Source organism: Pseudomonas sp. GL-B-19 (genome assembly GCF_019956415.1).
Taxonomy (GTDB): Bacteria; Pseudomonadota; Gammaproteobacteria; order Pseudomonadales; family Pseudomonadaceae; genus Aquipseudomonas.
Genome location: NZ_JAHBDK010000042.1, coordinates 25,598 through 44,751, shown reverse-complemented (window position 1 = coordinate 44,751; position 19,154 = coordinate 25,598). Strand labels below are relative to the sequence as shown.

23 protein-coding genes are annotated in these 19,154 nt (G+C 58.9%); 14 read left to right on the top strand and 9 right to left on the bottom strand.

Annotation, left to right across the window (positions count from 1 at the left end; genetic code table 11):
* Positions 1–73 precede the first annotated feature (73 nt).
* Complete coding sequence (locus KGB06_RS17275; protein ID WP_223517770.1) at positions 74–733, bottom strand: glutathione S-transferase family protein; 660 nt, start codon at positions 731–733, stop codon at positions 74–76.
* A gap of 124 nt (positions 734–857) precedes the next feature.
* On the opposite strand from KGB06_RS17275, the gene KGB06_RS17270 reads away from it, so the two are divergent.
* From KGB06_RS17270 to KGB06_RS17260, 3 genes are all read left to right on the top strand, one after another.
* Complete coding sequence (locus KGB06_RS17270) at positions 858–1,154, top strand: hypothetical protein (RefSeq protein WP_223517769.1); 297 nt, start codon at positions 858–860, stop codon at positions 1,152–1,154.
* 235 nt (positions 1,155–1,389) lie between these two features.
* Positions 1,390–1,635 (top strand): TIGR02647 family protein, encoded by a 246-nt coding sequence (locus KGB06_RS17265; RefSeq protein ID WP_223517767.1) that lies wholly within the window; start codon positions 1,390–1,392, stop codon positions 1,633–1,635.
* A gap of 192 nt (positions 1,636–1,827) precedes the next feature.
* Positions 1,828–4,671: a class I adenylate cyclase gene (locus KGB06_RS17260; RefSeq protein WP_223517766.1), complete on the top strand. Its 2,844-nt coding sequence runs from the start codon at positions 1,828–1,830 to the stop codon at positions 4,669–4,671.
* A 6-nt stretch (positions 4,672–4,677) separates the two neighbouring features.
* Here KGB06_RS17260 and rnk read toward each other — a convergent pair whose 3' ends face one another.
* The 3 genes from rnk to cyaY form a co-directional block, all read right to left on the bottom strand.
* Positions 4,678–5,088 carry a nucleoside diphosphate kinase regulator gene (rnk, locus tag KGB06_RS17255; protein WP_223517765.1) on the bottom strand — a complete coding sequence of 137 codons (411 nt, stop codon included), beginning with the start codon at positions 5,086–5,088 and terminating at the stop codon, positions 4,678–4,680.
* A 220-nt stretch (positions 5,089–5,308) separates the two neighbouring features.
* Positions 5,309–5,527 carry a DUF1289 domain-containing protein gene (locus KGB06_RS17250; protein ID WP_223517764.1) on the bottom strand — a complete coding sequence of 73 codons (219 nt, stop codon included), beginning with the start codon at positions 5,525–5,527 and terminating at the stop codon, positions 5,309–5,311.
* 4 nt (positions 5,528–5,531) lie between these two features.
* Entirely contained in the window at positions 5,532–5,864 is a 333-nt protein-coding gene (gene cyaY / locus KGB06_RS17245; protein ID WP_223517763.1) for an iron donor protein CyaY, read from the bottom strand.
* 329 nt (positions 5,865–6,193) lie between these two features.
* Here cyaY and lptM point away from each other — a divergent pair, with 329 nt between their 5' ends.
* The 6 genes from lptM to KGB06_RS17215 are packed head-to-tail and all read left to right on the top strand — an operon-like array spanning position 6,194 to position 10,813.
* Entirely contained in the window at positions 6,194–6,379 is a 186-nt protein-coding gene (gene lptM / locus KGB06_RS17240) for an LPS translocon maturation chaperone LptM (protein ID WP_223517756.1), read from the top strand.
* A gap of 9 nt (positions 6,380–6,388) precedes the next feature.
* The gene (lysA, locus tag KGB06_RS17235; protein WP_223517755.1) at positions 6,389–7,636 is read left to right on the top strand and encodes a diaminopimelate decarboxylase; all 1,248 of its coding nucleotides are present in this window, start codon (positions 6,389–6,391) and stop codon (positions 7,634–7,636) included.
* Between the two features lie 4 nt (positions 7,637–7,640).
* Complete coding sequence (gene dapF / locus KGB06_RS17230; RefSeq protein ID WP_223517754.1) at positions 7,641–8,471, top strand: diaminopimelate epimerase; 831 nt, start codon at positions 7,641–7,643, stop codon at positions 8,469–8,471.
* A gap of 13 nt (positions 8,472–8,484) precedes the next feature.
* Positions 8,485–9,210, top strand: a complete 726-nt coding sequence (locus KGB06_RS17225; RefSeq protein ID WP_223517753.1) for a DUF484 family protein — start codon at positions 8,485–8,487, stop codon at positions 9,208–9,210.
* A 2-nt stretch (positions 9,211–9,212) separates the two neighbouring features.
* Positions 9,213–10,112, top strand: a complete 900-nt coding sequence (gene xerC / locus KGB06_RS17220) for a tyrosine recombinase XerC (RefSeq protein WP_223517751.1) — start codon at positions 9,213–9,215, stop codon at positions 10,110–10,112.
* A complete protein-coding gene (locus KGB06_RS17215) occupies positions 10,109–10,813 on the top strand; it encodes an HAD family hydrolase (RefSeq protein ID WP_223517749.1) in 705 nt (234 codons plus the stop codon). Before xerC ends, KGB06_RS17215 begins: the two co-directional genes overlap by 4 nt.
* Before the next feature lie 215 nt (positions 10,814–11,028).
* On the opposite strand, the gene sutA is transcribed toward KGB06_RS17215, so the two are convergent.
* The 4 genes from sutA to glnK form a co-directional block, all read right to left on the bottom strand.
* Positions 11,029–11,352, bottom strand: a complete 324-nt coding sequence (sutA, locus tag KGB06_RS17210; protein ID WP_007942370.1) for a transcriptional regulator SutA — start codon at positions 11,350–11,352, stop codon at positions 11,029–11,031.
* A 101-nt stretch (positions 11,353–11,453) separates the two neighbouring features.
* Positions 11,454–11,879, bottom strand: a complete 426-nt coding sequence (locus tag KGB06_RS17205; RefSeq protein WP_008030499.1) for a secondary thiamine-phosphate synthase enzyme YjbQ — start codon at positions 11,877–11,879, stop codon at positions 11,454–11,456.
* Positions 11,880–12,092: 213 nt separating this feature from the next.
* Positions 12,093–13,430, bottom strand: a complete 1,338-nt coding sequence (locus tag KGB06_RS17200) for an ammonium transporter (RefSeq protein WP_223517748.1) — start codon at positions 13,428–13,430, stop codon at positions 12,093–12,095.
* A gap of 35 nt (positions 13,431–13,465) precedes the next feature.
* Complete coding sequence (gene glnK, locus KGB06_RS17195) at positions 13,466–13,804, bottom strand: P-II family nitrogen regulator (protein ID WP_002555808.1); 339 nt, start codon at positions 13,802–13,804, stop codon at positions 13,466–13,468.
* A 422-nt stretch (positions 13,805–14,226) separates the two neighbouring features.
* On the opposite strand from glnK, the gene KGB06_RS17190 reads away from it, so the two are divergent.
* Entirely contained in the window at positions 14,227–14,487 is a 261-nt protein-coding gene (locus KGB06_RS17190; protein ID WP_033060695.1) for an accessory factor UbiK family protein, read from the top strand.
* Between the two features lie 169 nt (positions 14,488–14,656).
* On the opposite strand, the gene KGB06_RS17185 is transcribed toward KGB06_RS17190, so the two are convergent.
* The gene (locus tag KGB06_RS17185; RefSeq protein WP_223517747.1) at positions 14,657–15,112 is read right to left on the bottom strand and encodes a winged helix-turn-helix transcriptional regulator; all 456 of its coding nucleotides are present in this window, start codon (positions 15,110–15,112) and stop codon (positions 14,657–14,659) included.
* A 151-nt stretch (positions 15,113–15,263) separates the two neighbouring features.
* Here KGB06_RS17185 and KGB06_RS17180 point away from each other — a divergent pair, with 151 nt between their 5' ends.
* The 4 genes from KGB06_RS17180 to KGB06_RS17165 all read left to right on the top strand — a co-directional run bounded on the left by KGB06_RS17180 (position 15,264) and on the right by KGB06_RS17165 (position 19,089).
* Positions 15,264–16,523: an MFS transporter gene (locus KGB06_RS17180; protein WP_223517745.1), complete on the top strand. Its 1,260-nt coding sequence runs from the start codon at positions 15,264–15,266 to the stop codon at positions 16,521–16,523.
* 95 nt (positions 16,524–16,618) lie between these two features.
* Positions 16,619–16,915 (top strand): 2Fe-2S iron-sulfur cluster-binding protein, encoded by a 297-nt coding sequence (locus tag KGB06_RS17175; protein WP_223517744.1) that lies wholly within the window; start codon positions 16,619–16,621, stop codon positions 16,913–16,915.
* A gap of 65 nt (positions 16,916–16,980) precedes the next feature.
* On the top strand, positions 16,981–17,733 hold the full coding sequence (locus tag KGB06_RS17170; RefSeq protein ID WP_223517743.1) for a hypothetical protein: 753 nt from the start codon (positions 16,981–16,983) through the stop codon (positions 17,731–17,733).
* A 15-nt stretch (positions 17,734–17,748) separates the two neighbouring features.
* Positions 17,749–19,089, top strand: coding sequence for an acetyl-CoA carboxylase biotin carboxylase subunit family protein (locus KGB06_RS17165; protein ID WP_223517742.1), 1,341 nt, complete (start codon positions 17,749–17,751; stop codon positions 19,087–19,089).
* The last annotated feature ends 65 nt before the right edge of the window (positions 19,090–19,154 follow it).

Here is a 19,154-nt window from a genome sequence, read left to right as displayed (position 1 = left end):
GGAGATCTAATGTGGGAGCAAGCCGGCTCCGGGCGGCGTTCCGACGATGACTGACTTCAGAACACTATAAAACCTACTTTTTGGACGCGATCATCGCCATAAACGCTGGCATCGCCGCTTCCTTGTCCGCCGCAATCCGCTGCACATTCGGATTCTCTCCCAGACGCTCCAACAGCGCCTTGGCCGCTGGCATCTCGGCCAACAAATCCAGGCCAAACAGTTTCTGCCCCACCGCACACGCCAACGGCACGCTATATAGGAAATAAACGTCGGCAATGCTCAGGCTGTCGCCCGCCACATAAGGGGCGAACTTGCCGTGCCGGGCCAACGAGGCAAACCCCAGCAGCAACTCGGTTTGGGTCCTTTCCTTGATCGCCTCCGGCACCTGCATGCCAAAAAACGCCTCGCCGTAGCACATGCGTCCCGGTAACTCGATGTACAGCTCGATTTCCTTGGCCAGCGCCAGCACCTGGGCACGCTCGAAATGATCGCTCGGCAACAGCGGCGTGCCTTGCTGGCTTTGTTCGATGTATTCAAGAATCACCGCGGTTTCGTTGATGAAACCTTGCTCGGTGTGCAGCACTGGCACCTTGCCGCGCGGGCTGACGGCCAGTGCTTGCGGGGTGGTGCCGCCATAAAACGGCACCTCTTCGAACGACAGCCCCTTCTCCAGCAGTGCCAGTTTCACCATGTTGTAGTAGTTGCTGACGCAAAATCCATAAAGCTTGAGCATCACATAGCCTCCAGGCCGTGCGGGGTTGGCAGTCCTGTTTTATAGAACGCCCGGGCGATTCTTGCCAGCAGCATCACAGCGCTGAATGCAGGTAAACTGGCCGCCTTAACTTGAGGAGCCTGCCATGAGCGAGCCAACCCCCGGCATCAACAACGACGAAATCGACGAAGAAGAGTTCGCCGAAAACACCCTGATCGAAGCCATCGAAAACCAGATCGAAAGCGACAATCCGCCTGCGGCCAAGGCAACTTTCAACAAGCTGACGCTGGTCGGTTACGAGCGCGAGGAAATCCTCAACCTGATGGCCCACGTTTTAGCGGTAGAAATCGACGCGATCCTCGAAGAAGACCGCGCGTTCAATACTGAATGGTACGAAACTGCGCTGCGTGCGCTGCCGGAATTGCCACCGGAAAAGAAGTAAGCCAGAAGCCGGCAGGAGCAAGGCTTGCCTACGATGAACGATGACACGATTCATCTGACAGATCGCGGTGCGACAATCGCGGGCAAGCCTTGCTCCTACAGCACCCCGCTGCCGCACCACTGCCGGGGAATGCTTCCCGAGGTGAAAAAACCCTGATGCAGGCACTGGACATGCCGCACAAGTGGGCTCACCTTAGAGGCGCTGTCGTCCAATTCCTAGAAAGTCTGGAGTCCTTATGTCGCTTACCCCTGAGTTGGTTGCCGAACTGGAAGTCCTCGCACTCTTCAACCTGGACAGTTCCCAGGAAGGTTTGAAAATTCATCAGACCGCTGCCCCGAAACACATCGCCGCTGCCAAACGCCTTTTCGAAAAAGACCTGATCGACCAGCCCGATGGCGGTTATCTGACCAGCCTGGGGCGTGACGCCGCGCAAAATGTGCAAACAGTGCTGACCATCCTGAGCGTCGAAGAAACTGCCTGAAGTTCACCGCATCGCCCACGGAAACCCCAGCGACGGGATTTCCGCGGGCAAACCCGGTGACCCGCCGTCGACCCTCGATATAAATCTGACGTCAAAATCCAAATTCAGCTTAAAAGTGCCAGGCCCGAGGCGCTAAACTGCCCCTCATCTGCCGACCCCACTTCCGAGCCTCGCGAGCCGGTTTGAGCTGACATGACCCGCACCCATGAAATCCGCCCTGATCTGGACGAGGGAATCGACCGCAAGGTTCTCAGCCAACTGCGTGCACGCTTTCTAAAGCTTAATGAAGGTCGCATGGCCCGGGCCATGGAAGGGTTGTCGACCCGCCAGCAAACGGTGCTGACACTGCTACCGCTGTTTTTCCACGTTAATCATCCGTTATTGCCGGGGTATGTTTCCGGCAGCACGCCGGCCGGGCTGTCGAACTTCGAGCCGGATGCCAATGCCCTCGCTGAAGCGCAACGCCTGACCCGCTCGTTCTCTTACAAACCGCGCCACGGCAGCAATCCGCCGCGACCGATCCACGGCCTGTTCCTGATGGGTAGCCTTGGCACGCTGGCTCAAGCCGATCAAAGCGACATGGACGTTTGGGTCTGTCATGCGCCGGACCTCAGCGAAAGCGAACTCGCCGAGCTGCGTAAAAAGTGCCAGCTACTGGAGATCTGGGCCGCCAGCCAGGGTGCCGAGGCGCATTTCTTCCTGATCGACCCAACGCGCTTCGTTCTTGGCGAGCGTGACTCCCGGTTGAGTTCCGAAGACTGCGGCACCACCCAGCACTACTTGCTGCTGGACGAGTTCTACCGCACCGCCATCTGGCTGGCGGGCCGCACACCCATCTGGTGGCTAGTGCCGGTCTACGAAGAATCAGCCTACGACCGATATACCCACACGCTCCTGTCCAAACGCTTCATTCGTGCCGATGAAAGCCTGGACCTGGGGCATCTGGCCTACATTCCTCCCGGCGAATTCATCGGCGCCGGGCTCTGGCAGTTGTTCAAGGGCATCGAGTCGCCCTACAAGTCGGTGCTCAAACTGCTGCTGACCGAGGTCTACGCCAGCGAACACCCGAAGGTTCATTGCCTGAGCCTGCGTTTCAAGCAAGCCGTATTCGCCAATCAACTGGACCTCGACGAGCTGGACCCTTACATCGTGGTCTACCGGCGCATCGAGGAATACCTCATGACTCGGGGCGAACCGGAACGGCTGGAATTGGTGCGCCGCGCGCTGTACTTGAAGGTCAATCGCAAACTCACCGGCAACAGCCGCACTCAAAGTTGGCAACGCTCATTGCTTGAGCGGCTGGCTCAGGAATGGGGCTGGGATCAACGGCAACTGGCGCTGCTCGATAGCCGCAGCCAATGGAAAGTGCGCCAGGTCAGCGCCGAACGCCGCGCGCTGGTCAACGAACTGAATTACAGCTACCGCTTCCTGACCCAGTTCGCCCGCACTGAACGCACCGCCAGCCTGATCAACAAGCGCGACCTCAACGTGTTGGGTCGCCGGCTGTATGCGGCTTTTGAGCGCAAGGCCGACAAGGTCGAATTCATCAACCCGGGCATCGCCCCGGACCTGGCCGAAGACACGCTGACGCTGGTGCAGGCACCCAACAAGAAAGAGCCGGGGCAAACCCAATGGGGTTTGTACAACGGCAGCCTGACTGCTCAGGAGTGGGAGCATTTCGCGCCGATCAAGCGCAGCCGCCAACTACTGGAACTCCTGACCTGGTGCCACCGCAATGGCGTGATCGACAGCAGCACGCGGCTCGCCCTGCACCCCGGAACCAGCGACCTGAGCGAGTTCGAACTGTTCAACCTCCTCGGCAGCCTGCAACAGAGCATCGCGCTACCCCTGCCTACCGTCGCAGAGGAGCCTTTGCTGCGCGCCAGCGTACCGAGCGAGGTGCTGATTCTGGTGAACGTTGGCGTCGATCCGCTCAAGCACCATCGCGACTTGAACATCCTGATGACCACCGAGCGCACCGACTCCCTGAGCTATGCCGGGGTCCGCGAGAACCTGGTGCTGACACTGGACCAGGTCACGCTCAACAGCTGGAACGAAGTGCTGGTCAGCCGCTACGACGGCCCTCACGCATTGCTCGACTGCCTGAGCGCTTATCTCAACAATCTGCCGAGCAGACCACAGCAGCCCAAACTACGGGTTCGCTGTTTCTGCCATAACCGTGCGCAGTTCATTGCCCGACGGGTTGAAGAGGTGATCGACACCGCGCAGAACCTGCTGCTGAGCAACCTCAATCACCGTTACCTGATACAGGTCCAACAGCACTATCACGTGCTGGAGTTGGTGCCAGGCCAGGTTCATCACGTCGCCATCGCCACCTTGCCGGCGCTGATCGATTACCTGGGGGAGGAACTGGCAGAGTACAGCCCGCTGCACCTGGACCCGATGGCGCTGGAAGACCACGACCTCGCGCTGATCCTGCCGATGGGTCAGCCCGAGTGCATTCAGGTGTTCTACAGAATCAACGAGGATCAGGCCGACCTCTACGTTCTGGATGAATTCAATGCGCTGTGGCAACAACGCTTGCCCTATCACGACGAACAAAGTCTGTTGGTGCCGCTGCAACGTTTCCTGCAATCGATCCAATATCGGCGCGATGCCTTGTTGCCGATGGACGCCGCGCAGCCCTTGAGCCTGGACACGCTGTATTACCAACTGCTGCCGTCCGGCCCCGGGCGGGCGCGCCGGGTTGAAGTGCGGCCAGCGCCGCAAACGCCAGTCAACAAGCCGTTCTACGACGTGCAGGCGATCATCGGCAAAGCCGCACCGGGCAAGGTGCAGGTAACGTTGTATTGCAATCAGCGAGAGTTTTCAGAGCTGGAGCATGGCGACCAACTGTTCAGCGTGGTCGCGCAAGAAATCGTCGAGCAGCGTCGCGAAACGGAACGTTATCGCTGCTACATCACCGACCTGGACCTCTCGGGCCTGATCGGTGACGGTCAGAGTTCCAGCAATCTGTACCTGCGCTATAAGGCCGACCTGGAGCGCTCGTTAAACGAGGCGCTCGAACAGGTCTGAGGAGCGTTATTCCGGGAAATCGCCGCCATTGGCCGGCTGTGATTCGACTTCCAGCAACGTCAGCTTGAGAGTCTTGCCGCCCGGAGCCGGCCAGTCGATGTGCTGACCGACCTTGAGACCCAGCAACGCACTGCCGACCGGCGCCAGAATGGAAATCTTGCCTTCGTCGGCGTTGGCATTCTTGGGATAAACCAAGGTCAAGTGATAGTCCTTGCCACTGCTTTCTTCACGGCAATGCACACGGGAGTTCATGGTCACGACATCGGCAGGCACTTCGTCGTGACCGACCACGGCATCGGCGCGATCCAGTTCGGTTTGCAGCGCAATAACGCCCGGCAGCGTGTCATCCAGGCTGTCGATAAGGCGCTCCAGACGTTGCACGTCCAGACGAGTAAGGGTGATGGAAGGTGCGGTCATGATTGAGGCAGACTCCTTTCTTCTGCGCAGAAAAAGCAAAACCCCGCCAGAAAAAGACGGGGTTTTCACGGAGCCTCGATGGGTTGAGGCGTTTCTGGACACTATCACAGCTCAATAAATATACAAGTCAGGCGCGACCACGGTGCCGACAGGTGGAAATTGTAAATGACACAGAGAGACCTTGTGGGAGCGAGCCTGCTCGCTCCCACAAGGTTATGCGTCAGACGCAAGATTTGCGCTGGACCGCCTGCGCACAAATAACGCGCCGCCGTTCATCATCCGCCGAGCGCCATTCGCGGATGTCTTCGACATGGCGAAAACACCCCAGGCAAACCTTTTGCTCGTCCAGCCGGCACACACCGCTGCACGGCGAAGGCACCGCCGGGCTGACATTGCTGTAGAGCGGCTTGGGCGGGCGAACGACGGCAGGCTCGGTCACGATCTCACAGACCTTCGAAATCGAGTTCGACGTCAGCTTGCTGCTTGACGATGCGCTCCAGCATTTCGCCCAGTTGCTCTTCGCTCTTGTCGCACATCCAGCGCTCGCTCTCTTCGTCATAGTCGAAGTGGAAACCACCGGACACAGCTGCCAGCCACAGCTGACGCAGCGGTTCCTGTCGACTGAAGATCAACTGGCTGCCGTTTTCGAATTTCACGCTCAGCACACCGGCCGAGCTCTCCAGATCAATATCCAGGCCACTTTCGTCGAAAATATCTTCCAGCGTCTGCTGGGTGGCATCGACCAGATCGTGGAAACGGGCTTCGGTCAAACTCATTGCGGCAACCTCAAAAAGTGTCTGTTCTCGCTCAAGCGCCGCAAGATACGGGCGAGCCCCAGTGATTGCAAAGGATAACGACCCAGCGTCGATATCGATACGGTAAGCACTGTACTTGTGGGAGCGAGCCTGCTCGCGAAGAGGCCGGCACATTCAATATCTTTGTTGACTGAACTATCGCTTTCGCGGGCAAGCCCGCTCCTACAGGGATTGTGCATGGCTGACCAGCATCGTGCGAAGCCCCGCCGGACGGGAGCCCCATCGCATAGGCAAGCTGTCGGGTGGCCGGTATACTCCGGCGCAATTAACGCATTTTCAAGGATTTCGCCATGAAGCGCCTGATCTCGTCCTTTGCTGCGCTCGCTTCGCTCGTCGCTTTTGCCTGCTTATTATCGGCCTGTGGTCAAAAAGGCCCGCTGTATTTGCCAGACGAAAACCTGGACCCTGTCGAGCAGGCCAAGTCGTCGCAGCAGCAGCCTGCATCCAAAGCACACAAGCACGACGTCTACCAATAAGGGAACGACATGGACGCTTTTAATTACCGTGGCGGTGAGCTGTTCGCGGAAGGTGTGGCCCTGTCTGCCATCGCCGAACGTTTCGGCACACCGACCTACGTCTACTCCCGCGCGCACATCGAAGCTCAGTATCTGGCATACGCCGATGCACTGACCGGCATGCCGCATCTGGTTTGCTTTGCAGTCAAGGCCAACTCCAACCTGGGTGTGCTGAATGTCCTGGCGCGTTTGGGTGCCGGTTTTGACATCGTCTCCCGCGGCGAGCTGGAGCGTGTTCTGGCCGCTGGCGGCAGCGCTGACAAGATCGTGTTCTCCGGTGTCGGCAAGACCCGTGACGACATGCGTCGCGCCCTGGAAGTCGGCGTGCACTGCTTTAACGTCGAATCCACCGATGAGCTGGAACGCCTGCAAGTGGTTGCCGCCGAGCTGGGCGTTCGCGCACCGATCTCGCTGCGCGTGAACCCGGACGTTGATGCCGGCACGCACCCGTACATTTCCACCGGTCTCAAAGAGAACAAGTTCGGCATCGCCATTGCTGACGCGGAAGACGTGTACATCCGTGCCGCGCAGTTGCCGAACCTGGAAATCGTCGGCGTCGATTGCCACATCGGTTCGCAACTGACCACCCTGCCCCCGTTCATCGATGCCCTCGACCGCCTGCTGGGCCTGGTCGACCGCCTCGGCGATTGCGGCATCTACCTGCGCCACATCGATCTCGGTGGTGGTTTGGGCGTGCGTTACCGTGATGAGGAGCCGCCATTGGCTGGCGACTACATCAAGGCTGTGCGCGAGCGTCTCGACGGGCGTGACCTGGCGCTGGTGTTTGAACCGGGTCGCTTCATCGTGGCCAACGCCGGCGTGCTGCTGACGCAAGTCGAATACCTCAAGCACACCGAACACAAAGACTTCGCCATCGTCGACGCGGCCATGAACGACTTGATCCGCCCGGCGCTGTATCAGGCCTGGATGGACGTCACCGCTGTGCGCCCGCGTGATACGGCGGCTCGTGCCTACGACATCGTCGGCCCGATCTGCGAAACCGGCGACTTCCTGGCCAAGGACCGTCAGCTGGCCCTGGAAGAAGGCGATCTGCTGGCTGTGCATTCGGCCGGCGCCTATGGGTTTGTCATGAGTTCCAACTACAACACCCGCGGCCGCGCCGCTGAAGTGTTGGTGGACGGTGATCAGGCAGTTGAAGTGCGTCGCCGTGAGACGGTAGCCGAGTTGTTTGCTGGCGAAAGCCTGCTGCCGGAGTAACCCCATGCTGCTGCGTTTTACCAAGATGCACGGCCTGGGCAATGACTTCATGGTCCTCGACCTGGTCAGCCAGCACGCGCATATTCTGCCCAAGCACGCCAAGCAATGGGGCGACCGGCACACTGGTATCGGTTTTGACCAGCTGCTGATCGTCGAAGCGCCGAGCAACCCGGACGTGGATTTCCGTTATCGGATCTTCAATTCCGACGGCTCCGAAGTGGAACAGTGCGGCAACGGTGCGCGCTGTTTCGCCCGCTTCGTACTCGACAAACGCCTGACCGCAAAACGGCAGATACGCGTCGAAACCAAAAGCGGCATCATCGAACTCGATGTGCGTAGCGACGGCCAGATCAGCGTCAACATGGGCGCACCGCGCCTGGTGCCGGCCGACATTCCGTTTGTTGCCCCGGAACAGGCACTGAGCTATCCGGTTGACGTCGATGGCACCCCGGTCGAACTGGCCGCCGTGTCCATGGGCAACCCCCATGCCGTGCTGCGGGTCAGCGACATCAACAATGCGCCGGTGCATGAACTGGGTCCAAAAATCGAACACCACCCGCGCTTCCCGGCGCGGGTCAATGTCGGTTTTCTCCAGGTCATCGACCGGAGCCGTGCGCAGTTGCGCGTCTGGGAACGCGGTGCCGGGGAAACCCAGGCCTGCGGAACCGGTGCCTGTGCAGCCGCAGTGGCCGCAATCAGCCAGGGGTGGATGGATTCGCCGCTATTGATCGACCTGCCTGGCGGGCGTTTGTCCATTGAGTGGGCAGGCCCAGGCCAACCGGTCATGATGACCGGCCCGGCAGTACGCGTGTATGAAGGACAAGTGCGTCTTTAAGTGAGCGAAATCCATGACCGATAAGCCCCAGGTTCCCGCCCTGCAGCCCGACGAAGCCCCTTGCGAAAGCCTTGAGGCGGCGGCGATTGCCGCGTACCTGGAGGCTCATCCGGATTTCTTCATCGACCACGAAGAACTGCTCCCGGCCATGCGTATTCCGCACCGTCGAGGTGACACCATTTCGCTGGTCGAACGGCAGATGACCATCCTGCGCGACCGCAACATTGAGCTGCGTCATCGCCTCTCGCACTTGATGGACGTGGCCCGCGATAACGACCGACTTTTCGATAAGACCCGCCGCCTTATTCTCGCGCTGATGGACGCCACCAGCCTGGAAGACGTGGTGATCAGCGTCGAAGACAGCTTGCGCCAGGACTTTCAGGTGCCCTTTGTCAGCCTGATTCTGCTGGGTGACAACCCGATGCCGGTGGGTCGCTGGGCCACTCACGCCGAAGCGCAAACGGCCATCGGCGGCTTGCTTACGGAAGACAAAAGCATCAGCGGCAGCCTGCGTGAACACGAACTGGACTTCCTGTTCGGCGAAGAACAGCGCAAGCAAATCGGCTCCACCGCCGTCGTCGCGATCAGCCACCAAGGTATTCACGGCATCCTGGCCATCGCCAGCCGTGATCCGCAACACTACAAAAGCTCGGTCGGCACCCTGTTCCTGAGTTACATCGCCGAAGTCATGGGCCGCGTGCTGCCACGGGTCAACACCTCCCTGCGCTCGGTACGCTGAGCATGGAACGGCAACTGGACGCTTACTGCGAACACCTGCGCAGTGAGCGACAGGTGTCGCCTCACACGCTGTACGCCTACCGCCGCGACCTCGACAAGGTGCTGGGCTGGTGCGCCAAACAGAACATCGACAGCTGGGCCGCCCTGGACATCCAGCGCCTGCGCAGCCTGATAGCCCGCCTGCATTCACAAGGTCAATCATCCCGCAGCCTCGCGCGGCTGCTATCGGCGGTGCGCGGGCTTTATCACTATCTGAATCGCGAAGGTCTGTGCGACCACGACCCGGCCAATGGCCTGGCGCCGCCCAAGGGTGAGCGTCGCCTGCCGAAAACCCTCGACACCGACCGCGCACTGCAACTGCTGGAAGGCGCAGTCGAGGATGATTTCCTGGCGCGGCGGGATCAGGCGATTCTGGAGTTGTTCTACTCCTCTGGCCTGCGCCTTTCAGAACTGACCGGGCTCAATCTGGATCAGTTGGATCTGGCCGACGGCATGGTTCAAGTGCTGGGCAAGGGCAGCAAAACCCGTCTGCTGCCGGTTGGCAAAAAGGCGCGCGAAGCGCTGGAACTGTGGTTACCGCTGCGGGCCATGACCAACCCGGCGGACGACGCCGTGTTCGTCAGCCAGCAAGGCCGGCGCCTCGGCCCACGAGCCATTCAGGTGCGGGTCAAGTCTGCGGGTGAGCGCGAGCTGGGGCAAAATCTGCACCCGCACATGCTGCGGCACTCCTTTGCCAGTCACTTGCTGGAATCCTCGCAAGACTTGCGCGCGGTGCAGGAATTGCTCGGCCACTCAGACATCAAGACCACCCAGATCTACACCCACCTGGACTTCCAGCACCTGGCCACGGTTTACGACAGCGCCCATCCACGGGCCAAACGCATTAAAGGCGATGACTCATGACCATCCAATTGATCACCTTCGACCTCGACGACACCCTGTGGGACACCGCCCCGGTGATCCTCAGCGCCGAAGCCGTACTGCGTGAATGGCTGACCGAGCATGCGCCGAACCTTGGGGGCGTGCCTGTAGAGCATTTGTGGGCCATTCGAGAGCGGATCCTGAGCAGCGAGCCGGGTCTCAAGCACCGCATCAGCGCGTTGCGCCGTCGGGTGTTGTTCCATGCGCTGGAAGAGGCCGGTTACGACCACGGCCAGGCAACCGAACTCGCCGAAAAAAGCTTTGAAGTGTTTTTGCATGCGCGGCATCAGATCGAAGTGTTCCCCGAAGTCGAGCCGACCCTGATAACACTGGCCAAGCACTACGCCTTGGGCGTGATCACCAACGGCAACGCCGATGTACGCCGGTTAGGGCTGGCGGATTACTTCAAGTTTGCGCTGTGCGCCGAAGATATCGGCATCGCCAAACCGGACGCACGCTTGTTTCATGAGGCGTTGCAACGGGGTGGGGCGACGGCGGAAACGGCCGTGCACATCGGCGATCATCCGGGCGATGACATTGCCGGGGCGCAGCAGGCAGGGTTGCGGGCGGTCTGGTTTAACCCGCAAGGCAAGTTGTGGGAAGCTGATCGCCTGCCTGACGCGGAGATTCGCAGCCTGACCGAATTGCCGGCGTTGTTGGCCCTCTGGAATTCCCAGCACTGACCGCAATCCACACACCGCCCGTGTAGGAGCCGAGCTTGCTCGCGATGGCTGCATAACATTCAGAATTTATATCGACTGGCGCACCACAATCGTCGGAACGCCGCCCGGAGCAAGCTCAGCTCCTACAGGGTTGCGTCAGGCCCCAAGGCTTTTGTTCCGCCCATGAAAAAGCCCGCAGCGACGGCGGGCTTTTTCAGCAAGCAAGTGGCAGGCGCTTAGATAGGCCGGCTGCCGTACTTGTTATCAGGCTTCTTGGGAGGGTCGGCGACCACATTGGCCTCCACTTCCTGCACCTTACCGCCTTTGGCCAAAAACTCTTCCATGGCCCGCGCGAGTGCATCGCGTTCCTTGTTCTTGGCTTCAACGCTCGGCAGCTCATCGACCGACACCGCAGCCTTGGCTTTGCCTTTGGCGGTCGGAACAGGCGCTTCACCACCATCGTCTTCAGCGACGTCTTCGGCCGCTGCTTCCAGACCTTCTTCGGTTTCGTCGTCGTCGCCTACTTCGAGGTCGTCGTTTTCCAGATCATCGTCGCTCATGTTCTACCTCATGACTTGCGAAAAGCAGATTAGTTATAGCCCAGCTTCACCGTCTGTCGACAGTCGCCGGAAAAATTCAATAACCGCCGGTGACCAGCGGTTCATGCCTCTTCACCGTGCACGGTGGCGAGGACTTTACGGGCACCGCCAAAATCACGGTGCTCGCCCAGATAAACACCTTGCCAGGTCCCCAGCGCCAGTCGGCCTGCCGAGATCGGCAAACTGAGCTGACAGCCAAGCACGCTGGCCTTGAAGTGCGCCGGGAGGTCGTCCAGGCCTTCGTCGTTATGCTCATAGCCGTCTGTTCCTTGTGGGATCAGACGATTGAAAAATCGTTCGAAGTCGCGACGTACCGCCGGATCGGCGTTCTCGTTGATGGTCAACGACGCCGAGGTATGCTGCAGCCACAAATGCAACAGACCGACCCGACACGCCTTGAGTTCAGGCAAGCCGGCGAGTAACTCGTCCGTTACCAGATGAAAGCCCCGGGGCCGAGCCCGCAGGGTAATCAGAGTCTGTTGCCACATACAGTTCTCCGCACCTTCGGGGCGCATTCTAGCGCGCTCTGGGAAAAAACAAAGGCCCTAATATTCCTTCAATGATGTAAGCCATTGGCCGCAGAAAAACGCCCGTCGTAAACGCCCCTGAACGTGTACGAAAAAACCTTTCAGCAGTTCCTTCACTGACAAACACCAGACAAAAAAATGCCCGGCAAGCCGGGCAAGTTTTTTATGCGCGTCTTACAAGTTGTAGCCGCGCTCGTTATGAAGTGCCAGGTCGATGCCGACAGCCTCTTCTTCTTCCGTGATCCGCAGGCCCATGACGGCGTCCAGGACCTTGAGAATGATGAAGGTGACGATCGCGGTGTAGATCACCGTGAAGCCCACGCCTTTGCACTGGATCCAGACTTGTGCGGCAATGTCGGTGACGGTGCCGAAGCCACCCAGGGATGGCGCAGCGAACACGCCAGTCAGGATCGCGCCGAGGATACCGCCGATACCGTGTACACCGAACGCGTCCAGGGAATCGTCATAACCGAGTTTGCGTTTCAGGGTCGTGGCGCAGAAGAAGCACACCACGCCGGCCGCCAGGCCGATGACCAGCGCGCCCATCGGGCCCACGGTGCCAGCGGCTGGCGTGATTGCCACCAGACCGGCGACAACACCCGAGGCGATACCCAGTGCACTTGGTTTGCCGTGAGTGATCCACTCGGCGAACATCCAGCCCAGTGCCGCAGCGCCGGTTGCGATCTGGGTCACCAGCATCGCCATGCCGGCCGTGCCGTTGGCCGCAGCAGCGGAGCCGGCGTTGAAGCCGAACCAGCCGACCCACAACATCGCGGCGCCCATCAGGGTGTAACCGAGGTTGTGCGGAGCCATCGGGGTGGTCGGGAAGCCTTTGCGCTTGCCCAGTACCAGGCAGGCAATCAGTCCGGCCACACCGGCGTTGATGTGCACCACGGTGCCGCCGGCGAAGTCGAGCACGCCCCAGTCCCACAACAGGCCGCCGTTACCGGACCAGACCATGTGTGCAATCGGTGCGTAAACCAGGGTGAACCACACGCCCATGAAGATCAGCATGGCGGAGAACTTCATCCGCTCGGCGAAGGCACCGACGATCAGCGCAGGGGTGATGATGGCGAAGGTCATCTGGAAGGTGATGAACACCGCCTCAGGGAACAGCGCCGCAGGACCGGTCAGGCTCGATGGCGTGACGCCGGCGAGGAATGCCTTGCCCATGCCGCCGACGAACGAATTGAAGTTGACGACGCCCTGCTCCATGCCAGTCGTGTCGAACGCGATGCTGTAGCCATAAATGACCCACAGGACGCTGATCAGACCAGTAATGGCGAAGCACTGCATCATCACGGAAAGAATGTTTTTGGACCGCACCATGCCGCCGTAGAACAGCGCGAGGCCAGGAATGGTCATGAACAGCACAAGGGCTGTCGAGGTCATCATCCAGGCGGTATCGCCGGAGTTTAGGACTGGGGCCGCCACTTCGTCTGCCGCCATAGCCAAGCCGGGCATTACGAGGGACAACAGGGCTCCTAGCCCTGCGAATTTACGCAGAGTCATATTGTTTTCTCCTGGGGCGTTGGGTTTGTGGCGGCTTAGATTGCGTCGGTATCGGTTTCGCCGGTACGGATGCGAATCGCCTGTTCCAGATTGACCACGAAGATCTTGCCGTCACCGATCTTGCCGGTGTTGGCCGCCTTGGTTATCGCCTCGATAACCCGATCCAGATCCTTGTCGTCAATGGCGACATCGATCTTCACCTTAGGCAGAAAATCGACCACGTATTCCGCGCCGCGATACAGCTCGGTGTGACCCTTCTGCCGACCGAAGCCTTTGACTTCAGTAACAGTAATGCCCTGCACGCCGATCTCGGACAGCGACTCGCGCACGTCGTCCAGTTTGAACGGCTTGATGATGGCAGTGACTAGCTTCATGAAAACTCTCTCCCGAATTGGTGGACTTGCCCCAGGAAAACAAACCCGTCTCAAGTCTAAGCGCAGTGCCTGGCTTTGTAACGCATCGTCGGCCTTGAATGCCCGTCCGACTCCAGCTAACCACCCCGTACGAAACACTTCCCCCCTGTTTCGCCTGGCGCACTGCATTCGACACAGCGACTGCATCAGTGCATGGGTTGATAGTCACTAAGCAGAAAGCTTGCCATCTCAACAAAACCCATTGAATTCAATCTCTTGGCCAATACCACAAGCCACCGCCCTGAATTACCCGGGAACTAACGCACAACAACGGTGCGCCGCCGTCCGTCCGCATGCGCGAAAAACGTGCACTAGCTGGCTACCGGAATTGACTATAGACACTGCGTGATACACTGCCCGCCAATGTTTCCAGGACCTTTCCCATGCTCGCGCCCAAAGACTTCCTAGACGCCCTGACGGGCACCGCCTCCCGCCTCTTCAGCGGCGAAACCCCGCTGCCGAAAAGCGAAATCGAAAGCCAGTTCAAGGCGCTGTTGCAGAGCGGCTTCAGCAAGCTCGACCTGGTGAGCCGTGAAGAGTTTGATAGCCAGATGGTCGTGCTCGCACGCACCCGGGCACGACTGGAGAGTCTTGAGGCGAAGGTGGCAGAGCTGGAAGCGAAGCTCAATCCGCCAACCGAGTAACACCACCGCTCCCACTTTGAAACCCGATCTAATGTGGGATCGGTGGTGCGGCGATCCGACTTGCCGCATGTTCAAGAGCTGATGACGCGATCTCGATACCCTCGCGGCACATCGCTGTACCGCGAGCACAATCGACAGTCACCCGCAGTCCAGTACCCAGCCGCGACTATCAAGCATCGCGCTTGACCACGCGCCGGTGGCAATCTGCCGGGGTCAATATCTTGCCCGCTCTGGAACGAACCGTGATGATCTCGACCGGTTCCGACAGATCGTTGTCCAGCAGCACCGAATAACGCTCGCCCTTGCTGAAGAGGAAGCGCTCACCCCACTGGCGCATGCTGACCACTATGGGAAACACGGCGCGCCCCATCTCGCTCAAAACATACTCCTTGTAGGCACTGCCGTCGGATGCCGGCTGGATTTCGAATACGCCCAACTCGACCAACATCTTGAGTTTTACCGTAAGGATGTTTCTGGCGAGGCCAAGACGCTTCTGGAATTCACTGAAGCGGCGAACATCATCGAAAGCGTCGCGGATGATCATCAGCACCCAACGATCTCCGATAGCTTCAAGCGTGCGGGCCACAGGGCATTCACTTTGTGCCAGTAGCTGCTGTCTGGCCATGTCTCTCCAAATTTGAGGGATAGATCGTTTAAAAAAAGTCCTAACGTCAGACGAAAATATTTTGTAAAAGTAGTTGTAGATTAAAACTAGTTTTGTTAAAAATCAACGCATCGGTTTTGTTTAGAAACCACTTGGTTCCAAGGATGGAATGATGTCGCTGAACCCTCTAAAGCCTTCGAAAATGGGCGTAGAAGCCGAAATATCAGCTGGCGGAGGCACCACCCTGCCCCCTCAGGGACGTGCAGCCACCGGCTTAAGTCGTTACCAGACATTTCTCTTCGCCATCACCTGCGCCATGGCCGTGGCCAATGTCTATTTCGCACAACCGTTGCTGGAGTCCATGGCAGCCAGCCTCTCGGTTGCACCCGGCACTATTGGCGTGGTGGTCACTGCTACTCAAGCCGGATATGCGGTGGGGCTGCTTTTCATCGTCCCTCTGGGCGATCTGCTGAACCGCAAGAGACTGATTCTGACGCAGATGCTGCTGTCGTCCGTGGCTTTGTGCGCAGTAGGACTGGCCCAGGATTGGGGCATGCTGCTCGGCGCAATGGTGCTGGTCGGCTTGATGGCCGTCGTGGTTCAAGTGGTGGTCGCCTACGCTGCCACACTGGCGAGCCCGGACCAGCGCGGTCAAGCCATCGGAACGGTGACCAGTGGGGTAGTGCTGGGCATTCTGCTCGCCCGCTTCGTCTCCGGCGCGGTGGCCGACCTGGCCGGGTGGCGAGGCGTGTACTTCATGTCGGCAGCCTTGATGATCGGCATGGCGTTGGTGCTGTATCGAACCATGCCGGCATCGACAACGCCGCCAGCCAAAGGCAGCTACTGGCAGTTACTGCGTTCGGTCTTCCAGTTGTATCTGACCGAACCCACGCTACGAGTCAGAGGCACCTTCGCCCTGCTCATATTCGCTGCATTCAGCGTGTTGTGGACCGCAATGGTCCTTCCGCTTAGCGCGCCTCCGCTATCGCTGTCACATACCCAGATCGGCCTGTTCGGTCTCGCGGGAGTGGCGGGCGCACTAGCAGCGGCACGGGCCGGACGACTGGCCGACCAAGGCTTCGGCAATCGCACGACAGGCATTGCTCTGGCGTTATTGACTTTGTCCTGGCTGCCAACCGCGTTTGTTGAAAGCTCATTGCTGGCCATGGTGGTAGGAGTGGTACTGCTGGACTTCGCCGTGCAAGCGGTGCATGTGACCAACCAAAGCCTGATCTTCGCCGCACGGCCCGATGCACAAAGCCGCCTGGTGGGCGCCTATATGTGCTTCTACTCGGTGGGTAGCGGTGCGGGCGCCATAGCTGCAACTTACACTTATGCCAACTTTGGCTGGGTGAGCGTTTGCCTGTTGGGGGCTGCCATTAGTGGAATAGCGTTGTTGTATTGGTTGTATCTTGAGCTGACTCACCGATAACTTCAAAATTAACCAAGCCCCTCTCCATAGTTTATAAACTCTGGCGTAAAACTGTGTGCCTGCCACACGAATTTTAATATTGACATGAGGCATGTATGGCACTGCACACATTAACAATTACTTCGCATCAACTTGAATTCCAGCTACCGGTCAATGCGCCCTTCACGGACATAGAGTACGAAGCCGGAGGGAAAAACGTGATTCCTCTGGGGTGTCGCGTAGGGGCGTGTGGCGCCTGTCTGATCAGGGTTACATCAGGTATCGAGGCGTTGAATCCTCGGGATGACGATGAAGAGGCTTTTATCGAGGTTCTGGGTTACAGCGGCGAAGAATACCGGCTGGCCTGTCAATGCTTGATAAGAGGTGAAGTGGCCATTGATGTTATGGGCTAACCGTTGCAATTGAACTGTGGTTGTAATTAAAGCGTTTTAAACAAACTAAAAATAGAGGCTTGATTATGCTTAACCGTGTAAAGAATGTTGGCTATGGTGATCGCACTCCTTTTCTCAACGCCGCTGGCTCGGTGAATCTGCGCGCAGAAATCGACAAGATCATCGACGGGCAAGTAGAGCAATGGTACGAAACCGTACCTCAAGCCGCTCACCTGGAAGGCAAGGACGTAAACAGCCTGTACTACAAGCGTCATCTGATCGAAACCGCATGGCGTATCCGTCTGCTGCGGGTTGCCGAAGCAAAAGCGCTAGTGGAAGTGGCTAAGGTCAGCCCGGAAGCTGCGCAGATCTGGGCTCACTACGAGCAGGAAGAGATGCTCCACGACGACTTGTTCATTCAGGACCTGGAGCGTGTAGGCGTCAGCCGCGAGGAGTTCCTCGCCACCGAACCTTACCTGTCCACCAAACTGCTGGCCGGTTTCTTCTCTTACCTGCTGGACCATGAAGGACCGCTCGGCGTGGTCGCTTATTCCTACCTGGTCGAGTACGTCAACGTGAAGCTTGAACCGCGCAAGCTCGAAGCGCTCAAGTCTTCGATCGGCGAGACCAAGATTGTTGGCCAGGTTTCCCACTCGCATACCGACATCAATGATGACCACCCGGGTGAAGTCTGGGCGGCACTGCGCTTCCTGATCAAGGGCGAGCAGGACATCAATGCGCTGAAACGCTACCTCGAAGAGCACCAGAAGATCCTCGCGATGTACTTCAGCGAGCTGTACATCAACACCCTGGCCAAGCCGCAAGACAAGGCAGCTTAAGCCATGGAGCAGGCAATGAATTCAAACCGACCCGGTGTTCTGATCCTGAGCCACTGCGGCTTTTCTTTCCTGGAGGACTTGAAGGAGGAGCTGCATCGACGGCAGCTCCGGTGTTTCGTGCTGTCTTCATTGCCGCTCCCAGAACATGTGCCGTCCAGGCTGGAACAGATTCAGACCTGGACGGACCGGCTTTACACCACCGACTCTCACCAGTTGAGGCTCGAGGATGTACAGAATGCACTGCAGACCCTGCGCAAGTCGGGCGAGCAGGTCACGTGCTGCATCAGTGTATGGGAAGGCTATCGCCACCTGATGGCGGCGGCCAACGCTTCGCTCGGGACTTATGACATTGATGCCGGGCAGGCACTGGCACTGCGTAACAAGCTCAATGTGCGCAACCGACTCGCCGAGGCGGGCTTGTCGCAGGCTAACGCCCACGCGCTGACTGCACCTGTGCTGGAATTGCTGAAGGCGCAGGATCAGCGCTATTTCATCAAACCGATTCATGGGATTGCTTCCTACGCTGCATTTCCCATGCGCGAAGACACTACGTGGAATGCACTCGAAGCTCTGCGTCTGGCCTCTGCCGAAGACACGGTGTACGCGTCTGCGTTCAACGATGGACTGGCGTTCATGGCGGAGAATTACATCCCCGGCCACGAATTCAGTTTCGAGACTCTGCTGGTCGATGGTCAGGTCCATGTCGTGGCCATCCATGAAAAATACGAAGTGACCGAGACCGCCGAGACGGTGCTGGAGGACAGTTGCACCACGCCCCCGGTAAGCCTCGACCAGGCCCAGATCGTTGCAGGTCTGCACTGGCTCGAAAATGTACTGGGCTGCATGGAGCTCAAGTGGGGCTGCTATCACGTGGAAGCGCGCTTCACCGGGGAGCACTGGGACCTGATCGAAATCAATCCGCGAGTCGGCGGCAGCCTGATTTCTCACAGCGTCGAGGCTGTCACCCTCGGTCACAGCATGCTTTCACTGTGGTTGGACCTTCTGCTGGCCAGCCAGGACGATGCGCAGCCACGCAAAGAACTCGTGCAGCGCCTGGCTCAGTATGGCTGGCGTGCGGATGGCACCAGCGCACAGTCCGTGGCGACATTCTTTCGGGTGTATTTCGCGAAGCCGGGAACGCTGAGTTCAGTGACGTTGAACGAGTTGCCGCTCGCCCCGGTCGTGAAGCACATCCTTTTGAAAGCAGGCGATGTGATTCCTGCGCATGCCCGTGAAGTGTTCCTGGGTCAATTGTTGTGGACGTTCGAACGTGCCAGTCAGGCATCGGAGCTTAAACACCTGGCCAGCATTTCCGCTACAGCGCTGGATATCCGGTATCAGGCCCAAAGCCATTAAAAAATCGGCGAGCAATCGCCTGGAACATCACTGCTGTCCATGCCCCCCCGGATGAGGATGACGAA

What these genes read in the sequence shown, in the direction of transcription:
- lysA (WP_223517755.1), top strand. Translation starts at nt 6,389, where the DNA reads ATGGACGCTTTTAATTACCGTGGCGGTGAGCTGTTCGCGGAAGGTGTG.
- KGB06_RS17265 (WP_223517767.1), top strand. Translation starts at nt 1,390, where the DNA reads ATGTCGCTTACCCCTGAGTTGGTTGCCGAACTGGAAGTCCTCGCACTC.
- lptM (WP_223517756.1), top strand. Translation starts at nt 6,194, where the DNA reads ATGAAGCGCCTGATCTCGTCCTTTGCTGCGCTCGCTTCGCTCGTCGCT.
- KGB06_RS17275 (WP_223517770.1), bottom strand. Translation starts at nt 733, where the DNA reads ATGCTCAAGCTTTATGGATTTTGCGTCAGCAACTACTACAACATGGTG.
- xerC (WP_223517751.1), top strand. Translation starts at nt 9,213, where the DNA reads ATGGAACGGCAACTGGACGCTTACTGCGAACACCTGCGCAGTGAGCGA.
- cyaY (WP_223517763.1), bottom strand. Translation starts at nt 5,864, where the DNA reads ATGAGTTTGACCGAAGCCCGTTTCCACGATCTGGTCGATGCCACCCAG.
- KGB06_RS17200 (WP_223517748.1), bottom strand. Translation starts at nt 13,430, where the DNA reads ATGACTCTGCGTAAATTCGCAGGGCTAGGAGCCCTGTTGTCCCTCGTA.
- dapF (WP_223517754.1), top strand. Translation starts at nt 7,641, where the DNA reads ATGCTGCTGCGTTTTACCAAGATGCACGGCCTGGGCAATGACTTCATG.
- KGB06_RS17170 (WP_223517743.1), top strand. Translation starts at nt 16,981, where the DNA reads ATGCTTAACCGTGTAAAGAATGTTGGCTATGGTGATCGCACTCCTTTT.
- KGB06_RS17175 (WP_223517744.1), top strand. Translation starts at nt 16,619, where the DNA reads ATGGCACTGCACACATTAACAATTACTTCGCATCAACTTGAATTCCAG.
- KGB06_RS17215 (WP_223517749.1), top strand. Translation starts at nt 10,109, where the DNA reads ATGACCATCCAATTGATCACCTTCGACCTCGACGACACCCTGTGGGAC.
- KGB06_RS17225 (WP_223517753.1), top strand. Translation starts at nt 8,485, where the DNA reads ATGACCGATAAGCCCCAGGTTCCCGCCCTGCAGCCCGACGAAGCCCCT.
- KGB06_RS17185 (WP_223517747.1), bottom strand. Translation starts at nt 15,112, where the DNA reads ATGGCCAGACAGCAGCTACTGGCACAAAGTGAATGCCCTGTGGCCCGC.
- rnk (WP_223517765.1), bottom strand. Translation starts at nt 5,088, where the DNA reads ATGACCGCACCTTCCATCACCCTTACTCGTCTGGACGTGCAACGTCTG.
- glnK (WP_002555808.1), bottom strand. Translation starts at nt 13,804, where the DNA reads ATGAAGCTAGTCACTGCCATCATCAAGCCGTTCAAACTGGACGACGTG.
- KGB06_RS17180 (WP_223517745.1), top strand. Translation starts at nt 15,264, where the DNA reads ATGTCGCTGAACCCTCTAAAGCCTTCGAAAATGGGCGTAGAAGCCGAA.
- KGB06_RS17260 (WP_223517766.1), top strand. Translation starts at nt 1,828, where the DNA reads ATGACCCGCACCCATGAAATCCGCCCTGATCTGGACGAGGGAATCGAC.
- KGB06_RS17190 (WP_033060695.1), top strand. Translation starts at nt 14,227, where the DNA reads ATGCTCGCGCCCAAAGACTTCCTAGACGCCCTGACGGGCACCGCCTCC.
- KGB06_RS17270 (WP_223517769.1), top strand. Translation starts at nt 858, where the DNA reads ATGAGCGAGCCAACCCCCGGCATCAACAACGACGAAATCGACGAAGAA.
- KGB06_RS17165 (WP_223517742.1), top strand. Translation starts at nt 17,749, where the DNA reads ATGAATTCAAACCGACCCGGTGTTCTGATCCTGAGCCACTGCGGCTTT.
- sutA (WP_007942370.1), bottom strand. Translation starts at nt 11,352, where the DNA reads ATGAGCGACGATGATCTGGAAAACGACGACCTCGAAGTAGGCGACGAC.
- KGB06_RS17205 (WP_008030499.1), bottom strand. Translation starts at nt 11,879, where the DNA reads ATGTGGCAACAGACTCTGATTACCCTGCGGGCTCGGCCCCGGGGCTTT.